Source organism: Arenimonas sp., from assembly GCF_019459675.1.
Lineage (GTDB): Bacteria > Pseudomonadota > Gammaproteobacteria > Xanthomonadales > Xanthomonadaceae > Arenimonas.
The window spans coordinates 1-5,991 of sequence record NZ_JAIBFH010000434.1; the positions used below are offsets into that span (position 1 = coordinate 1).

Annotated in this window: 8 protein-coding genes; 2 read left to right on the plus strand and 6 right to left on the minus strand. The window is 70.5% G+C overall.

The features are described 5' to 3' along the window. Positions 1-146: 146 nt before the first annotated feature. Positions 147-1,106, minus strand: coding sequence for an RNA polymerase-binding protein DksA (dksA, locus tag K0M70_RS14290; protein ID WP_290783068.1), 960 nt, complete (start codon positions 1,104-1,106; stop codon positions 147-149). A 75-nt stretch (positions 1,107-1,181) separates the two neighbouring features. On the opposite strand from dksA, the gene yidD reads away from it, so the two are divergent. Next, a complete protein-coding gene (gene yidD, locus K0M70_RS14295; RefSeq protein WP_290783070.1) occupies positions 1,182-1,448 on the plus strand; it encodes a membrane protein insertion efficiency factor YidD in 267 nt (88 codons plus the stop codon). An 88-nt stretch (positions 1,449-1,536) separates the two neighbouring features. Then, positions 1,537-2,358, plus strand: coding sequence for a M23 family metallopeptidase (locus tag K0M70_RS14300; RefSeq protein ID WP_290783072.1), 822 nt, complete (start codon positions 1,537-1,539; stop codon positions 2,356-2,358). Positions 2,359-2,374: 16 nt separating this feature from the next. Here the strand turns inward: K0M70_RS14300 and folE2 are convergent, their stop codons facing one another. The 5 genes from folE2 to K0M70_RS14325 all read right to left on the minus strand — a co-directional run. Beyond that, positions 2,375-3,349: a GTP cyclohydrolase FolE2 gene (gene folE2, locus K0M70_RS14305; protein WP_290783074.1), complete on the minus strand. Its 975-nt coding sequence runs from the start codon at positions 3,347-3,349 to the stop codon at positions 2,375-2,377. Between the two features lie 100 nt (positions 3,350-3,449). Beyond that, entirely contained in the window at positions 3,450-4,211 is a 762-nt protein-coding gene (locus K0M70_RS14310; RefSeq protein ID WP_290783076.1) for a hypothetical protein, read from the minus strand. Continuing rightward, positions 4,208-4,876 carry a phosphoglycolate phosphatase gene (gene gph, locus K0M70_RS14315; RefSeq protein ID WP_290783078.1) on the minus strand — a complete coding sequence of 223 codons (669 nt, stop codon included), beginning with the start codon at positions 4,874-4,876 and terminating at the stop codon, positions 4,208-4,210. Before gph ends, K0M70_RS14310 begins: the two co-directional genes overlap by 4 nt. Further along, positions 4,876-5,583 carry a bifunctional 2-polyprenyl-6-hydroxyphenol methylase/3-demethylubiquinol 3-O-methyltransferase UbiG gene (gene ubiG / locus K0M70_RS14320; RefSeq protein ID WP_290783080.1) on the minus strand — a complete coding sequence of 236 codons (708 nt, stop codon included), beginning with the start codon at positions 5,581-5,583 and terminating at the stop codon, positions 4,876-4,878. The genes gph and ubiG overlap by 1 nt, the downstream gene beginning before the upstream one ends. Continuing rightward, the coding region (locus K0M70_RS14325) for an amidohydrolase family protein (RefSeq protein WP_290783082.1) at positions 5,580-5,991 on the minus strand (412 nt) is incomplete at its 5' end. The genes K0M70_RS14325 and ubiG, both read right to left, overlap by 4 nt.

Genomic DNA, 5,991 nt, shown 5'->3' on the forward strand with positions numbered 1-5,991 from the left:
TCCTGCGATTTAAAAGGCCGTGCCATGAGCAGGAAGTGACCCTCGCCTTCGCGGTGGGGCCGGCGCCGTAACCACTGACTTGGGTGAAGAACCCAAAAAAAGCCCCGCGAATGCGGGGCTCTTTTACGGACCAGTCGCGGAAAGGCTTATTCGCCCATCTGCTTCTGGCGATGCTCCCAGCGTTCCTGGGCATCGATGGTGCGTTCAGCCGTGAGGCGGGCTTCAAGTCGGTCGAGACCGATTTCTTCGCCCGTGTCCACGCAGTAACCGTAGCTGCCGTCCTCGATGCGCTTGAGCGTGCTGTCGATCTTGCTGATCAGCTTGCGGTAGCGGTCGCGGGTGCGCAGCTCGAGCGAGTTCTCCGATTCACGGCTGGCGCGTTCGGCTTCATCGCCGACGTCGCGCACCTCTTCCTTGAGGTTCTCGATGGTCTGCTTGGATTCCTCGACCAGGTCGGACTTCCAGCTCAGCAGGCGCTGACGGAAGTATTCGAGCTGCATCGGGCCCATGTATTCCTCTTTCGGGCCGGGCTTGTAGCCCGCCGCCAGCACCACGCGCACCCTGGCCGGAGCCGGCTTGATGCGCTCGGGACGCGGGGCGGTCGGCTTGACGTAGCCGGCACGCACGCCCGGCTCACGCCGCGGCGGGGGTGCCGCGACCGGCTTGGCCACCGCTGGCGCAGACTTGCCCGCCGAAGCGGACTTGCCCTTGGCCACCGGTGCCGGTGCGGCCTTGGCGACGGCCTTGGACACCGGCGCAGGCTTGGCAGCCGGCTTGGCCGCGACCTTGGCCACCGGCTTCGCAGCCGGCTTGGCCACGGGCTTGGTGGCCTTGGCCACCGGCTTCTTGGCCACGGGCTTGGCGGCGGCCTTCTTCACCGGTTTGGCGGCCGGCTTTGCTGGCTTTTTGACTGGCTTCGCAGCAGGTTTAGCCTTGGCGACGGGCTTGGCAACCTTCTTGGCGGGCTTGGAAGGCTTCACGGCCTTCTTCGCAGGTTTGGTGGCCGTCTTGGCTTTGGCAGCGGGCTTCTTTGCCGGCGTGCTGGCCTTGACGGGTTTCTTGGAGGCCGGCTTGACGGCCTTCTTTGCGGGTTTCTTAGCGGCCACTAGGGCAATTCCTCTCTTTCCTTGAGGCTCAAAGGCGGCGTGTTATAGCCTAGTACCTTATCCAGCGGCAACCATATGCCGGCAGCCCCTCCGGCGCAATCAGTGAAAAAGCCAGTCATCCTGCTGCTTCGCGGCTACAAAAGGGTCATCAGCCCCCTTCTGGGCCAGCGCTGTCGCTTTTATCCCACCTGCTCGGAGTACACGATGCAGGCCGTGGAGCGCTTCGGCGTGGTCCGCGGCGGCTGGCTGGGCGCCAAACGCATCGGTCGCTGCCACCCGTTCAACCCGGGCGGTGTCGACCTTGTTCCTGAAACCTGGCCTGAACGCGAGGCGCCCGAATGACCCCCATCCCCATGAAAGCACGCGCCTGCGCGCCCACCCGATGGCCGGCCATGCGCGCGCCCTTGCCGCAGCCGCGCAGGTCCAAGCGATGAGCTGGCTGCTGGCGGCGCTGCTGGCCGTCGCGGCGGGCACGGCCGCGCCGGCACCGGCCGACGAGGCGCGCGTGGTGTTCCCGGCAAGCGTGCCCCAGGGCGCGCTGGTCATCGGCAAGGTGCCACCGGGCAGCCTGGTCGAACACGGCGGCCGCAGCCTTCGCGTCACCGGTTACGGCAGCGTGGTGTTCGGCGTGGGCCGCGACGCCAGCGGGCCGCTGCAGGTGGCCGTACGTCGCCCTGACGGCGGCAGCCAGGTCGTCAGCATCGCGGTGACCCCGCGGGACTGGCCCATCGAGCGGGTGAACGGCGTGCCGCCCAAGACCGTGTCGCCCCCGCCGGCCATCGCCGAGCGCATCCGCCGCGAACAGGCGCAGGTGGTGCAGGCCCGCGAGCGCGACGACGCCCGCGCCGATTTCGCCCAGGCGTTCGCCTGGCCGGTGACCGGCCGCATCAGCGGACGTTTCGGCAACCAGCGCGTTTACAACGGCTCGCCCGGCAGCCCGCATTCGGGCATGGACATCGCCGCCCCCACCGGCACGCCGGTGCTGTCCCCGGCGGCGGGCGTGGTGACGCTGGTGGCGCCGGACTTCTACCTCACCGGCGGCACCCTGTTGATCGACCACGGCCACGGCATCAGCTCGAACTTCCTGCACCTGTCGCGCATTGACGTGAAGGTGGGCGACCGCGTGGCGCAGGGCCAGGCCGTGGCGCGGGTGGGCGCCACCGGGCGCGCCACCGGGCCGCACCTGCACTGGGGCATGAGCTGGTTCGACGTGCGGATAGACCCGCTGCTGGTGCTGGAGCGCCCGAAGTAAGCGCGCCGCGCCGGGCTCAGCGCCCGGCGAGCCCGTCCGGCAGCGCCGTGTAGCCGCCCGGCACGCCCTTGGTGGCCACGGCCACGGCGTCGTGGGCGTGCAGGCTTTCCAGGTGGGTGGCGCGCAGCCAGAAGTCGCCAATGCGCTCGTCGGCGTCCAGCGCAGCCTTCATGCGGCGGGCGGCGTCTTCGCAGAACATCAGGTTCTGGCCGTTGAGCAGGGCGAAGGCCTGCTCGTCCACGCGCTTCACCGCGGTCTGCACCGGCGTCTTGAGCGCGTCTTCGATGCGGTCGATGATTTCAACGATCGGGAAACTCTGGAACGACGGCACCAGGCGCAGCTTCACCGACGCGATGGAGCGCTGGCTGTGCGGCGTGGCGCGGATGCCCTGCTCGGTGCCCAGCCACGCCAGCACGGCGTCGCGGTCCACCGGCTTGCCGGCGGCGAAATCGGCCTGGAACTGTTCCTGGATCAGCTGGCGCGCCAGCGCCGCCGAGCACGGGCAGGTGCTGGAGTAAGCGGCTTCCAGGCCCAGTTCCAGCGAGAAATGACCGCGGTCCATCAAGCCCGTGATGGTCACCGGGTAGCTTTTCCAGCCGCTATTGTCGCTGGCCAGCGCCTTGCGCCGCACCAGGTGTTCGAACGACAGGCTGACCATGGCGCGATCGGACAGGTCGGCGTGCGACTCCAGGAAATCCTTCAGCAGGCGTCGAATGCTGGCCGGCGTCACCGGCTCGCTCGACAGCGCCTTGTCCAGGTGCAGGTACAGGCGCGACATGTGGATGCCGCGCGCGTCGCTGCGCTTGAGGTTCACGAAAGCGTTCACCCGGGCGCCGCTGCTGACCGTGCGGCCTTCGTCGGCCTGCAGCTGCACGGGCATCTCGATTTCGCCCATGCCCACCCAGTCCAGCGCCCCGGCCTGCGCCAGATGCGGCTCCACCGCGATGTCGGGCAGCACGCGGGCGGTGTTCTCAAGGGGGCTGGGGGGCACGTCGATGTTCCTGTTCAATGGCTTGCCAAACTATTTGAGGGCGGGTGCAGGCTACGTCAAGTGGGCGTTTGACGCCCGCGGACGCCCGGAACAATGCGTTTCAGGCGCCCCGGGCGATGCGCCAGGCGCGCCAGACCGTGGCCGGCGCCGCCGGCGGCGCGAAGCCGCGGCCAGCCGCCAGCCGGGCCAGGCGCACGCGATCGAAGCCGGTGCGCAGCCGGCGGAACAGGGGCTGCGACGAAGAAGCGGCAGGCAGCGCGTCCAACAGCGCGCTGGCCCAATCGCGCAGCACCGCTTCGCCCTCGCCTGCGCCCACCTGGGCCACCGTGCGGCCGTGGCGGGCCAGCAGGTTCAGCGGCAGCCGCGCCTGGTCGGCAGCCAGCAGGCCCTGCGGCAGGCGCTGCAGCAGCAGGTGCACGGCGATGGCGGACGTGTCGGCGGGCGGTGCGTCGAACAGCCCGCTTTCGACATCGGCCAGGGCCCGCGCCAGCGGCTGCATGTGCGCCAACGCGGCGCTTGCGTCGCCCGGGCGGTCGTCCAGCAGGGACTGTTCGATCAGCGCGCGCGCCAGCGGCGTCCAGGGCAGGGCCGGCGCCGCGATGTCGGCGCTGATCGGGTGCCGCCCCCTGCCCTGCGGCAGGTTCGCCAGTTCTTCGGCCCACCACTGGCACTTCACCGCCGTCACCCGGGCGTCGCTGAGTTCGAACGCCGCTTCGCGCAGCTCGTGCACCAAAGCGCCCCAGGCGCGGAAGCGCGGGCGCTGGCCGGGCGCGCAGAACACCTCGGCCAGGGCCATTTCCGGCTCGCGCCGATGCCACTTGGCCACGAAGTGGGCGATGGCGTCGTCGGGCGGCGCGCTCACGGCGGCAGCAGGCCCGGCGCCGACAGCAGGTCGCGCGCGTTGGCGAAGCCGTGGTCGGCGCCCCAGGTGGCCGGGTCGTCGTGCGGCTCGCGGTAGCCCCACAGCGCCGCCACCGACACCATGCCGGCGGCGCGCGCGGCCTGCACGTCACGCAGGTCGTCGCCGACGTAGATCACGTCGGACGGGGCGAGGCCCATCTGGTCGCAGGCCAGCAGCAGCTGGTCGGGGTCGGGCTTGTGCCGGGGCAGCGTGTCGCCGCCGATCAGCACGGCGCTGCGCTGGCTCCAGCCGAAGCCTTCCACCACGCCACGCGCCAGCGCCTCGGGCTTGTTGGTGACGATGCCCCAGCGCAGGCCGCGGGATTCCAGCCCGGCCAGAAGATCGGACACGCCTTCGAACACCAGGCTGTCCACCGCCAGCGCCTGCGCGTAGTGCGCCAGGAACGGCGCCAGCAGCGGCGCGCGTTCGTCGTCGGACAGCTGCGGCAGCGCCGCGGCCAGCATGGCGCGGCCACCCTTGGACACCACTTCGCGCAGGCGCGCCAAAGGCACCGGCGCATGACCCAGGTCCACCACCACGCGGTTGACGGCGTTGCAGAGGTCGGGGGCGCTGTCCACCAGGGTTCCGTCCAGGTCGAACAGCACCGCACGCGGCGGCCTGGACATCAGCCTTTCACCGCACAGGCCAGGTAATTGATGGCGGTGGGCCCGCCGACCCAGGCCTTGCGGCGGATCGGGTCGTAGGCCAGGCCGCTGACGTCGCTGGCCTGCAGGCCCGCCGCGCGCAGCCAGGCCGCGAGTTCGGACGGCTTGATGAACTGTTTGTAGTCGTGCGTGCCGCGGGGCAGCAGCCGGGCGATGTACTCGGCGCCGACGACGGCCACCGCGAACGCGGCCGGCGTACGGTTCAGCGTGGACAGGAACAGCTGGCCGCCGGGCTTGAGCAGCGTCGCGCAGGCGCGCACCACGGCGGCCGGATCGGGTACGTGCTCAAGCATTTCCATGCAGGTGACGGCATCGAACGAGCCCGGCCGTTCCGCCGCCAGGTCTTCCACCGACTGCAGCCGGTAGTCCACCTGCAGGCCCGATTCAAGCAGGTGCAGCTTGGCCACGTCGATCAGGGCCGGCGCCAGGTCGAGCGCGGTGACCTGCGCGCCCTCGCGCGCCAGCGCTTCGCTCAACAGGCCGGCGCCGCAGCCGACGTCCAACACCCGGGCGCCCGTCAGCGAAAGGCGGTCGCGCACGTAGCCAAGGCGCGCCGGATTGAGCTCATGGAGCGGACGCTGCGGGCCCTGCGGGTCCCACCAGCGGCTGGCCAGGGCGCCGAACTTGTCCAGCTCGGCCTGGCTGGCGTTGGCCGCGGGCGCGCTCATGCCGGCACCTTGATGCCGGCGATGCGCTCGCGCCACTGCCGCGTCCTGGCGCGGATGGCCGGGATGTCCATGTCCACCAGCGCGCCAGCGTCGAGCTTGCGCACGCCGCCGATCCACACGTCCGACACCTGGTGGCGTCCGGTGGCGTAAACCAGCTGCGAAATGGCGTGATACATCGGCTGCGTCTCCAGCGGATCCATGTCGATGCAGGTGAGGTCGGCCAGCTTGCCCGGCTCGATCGAACCGGTGCGGTCGCCCAGGCCCATCGCCCGCGCTCCGCCCAAGGTTGCCATGCGCAGCGTAGTGGCTGCGTCGAGGGCGGAGGCGTCGCCCGACACGCCCTTGGCCAGCAGCGCCGCGCTGCGCATTTCGCCGAACATGTCCAGGTCGTTGTTGCTGGCGCAGCCA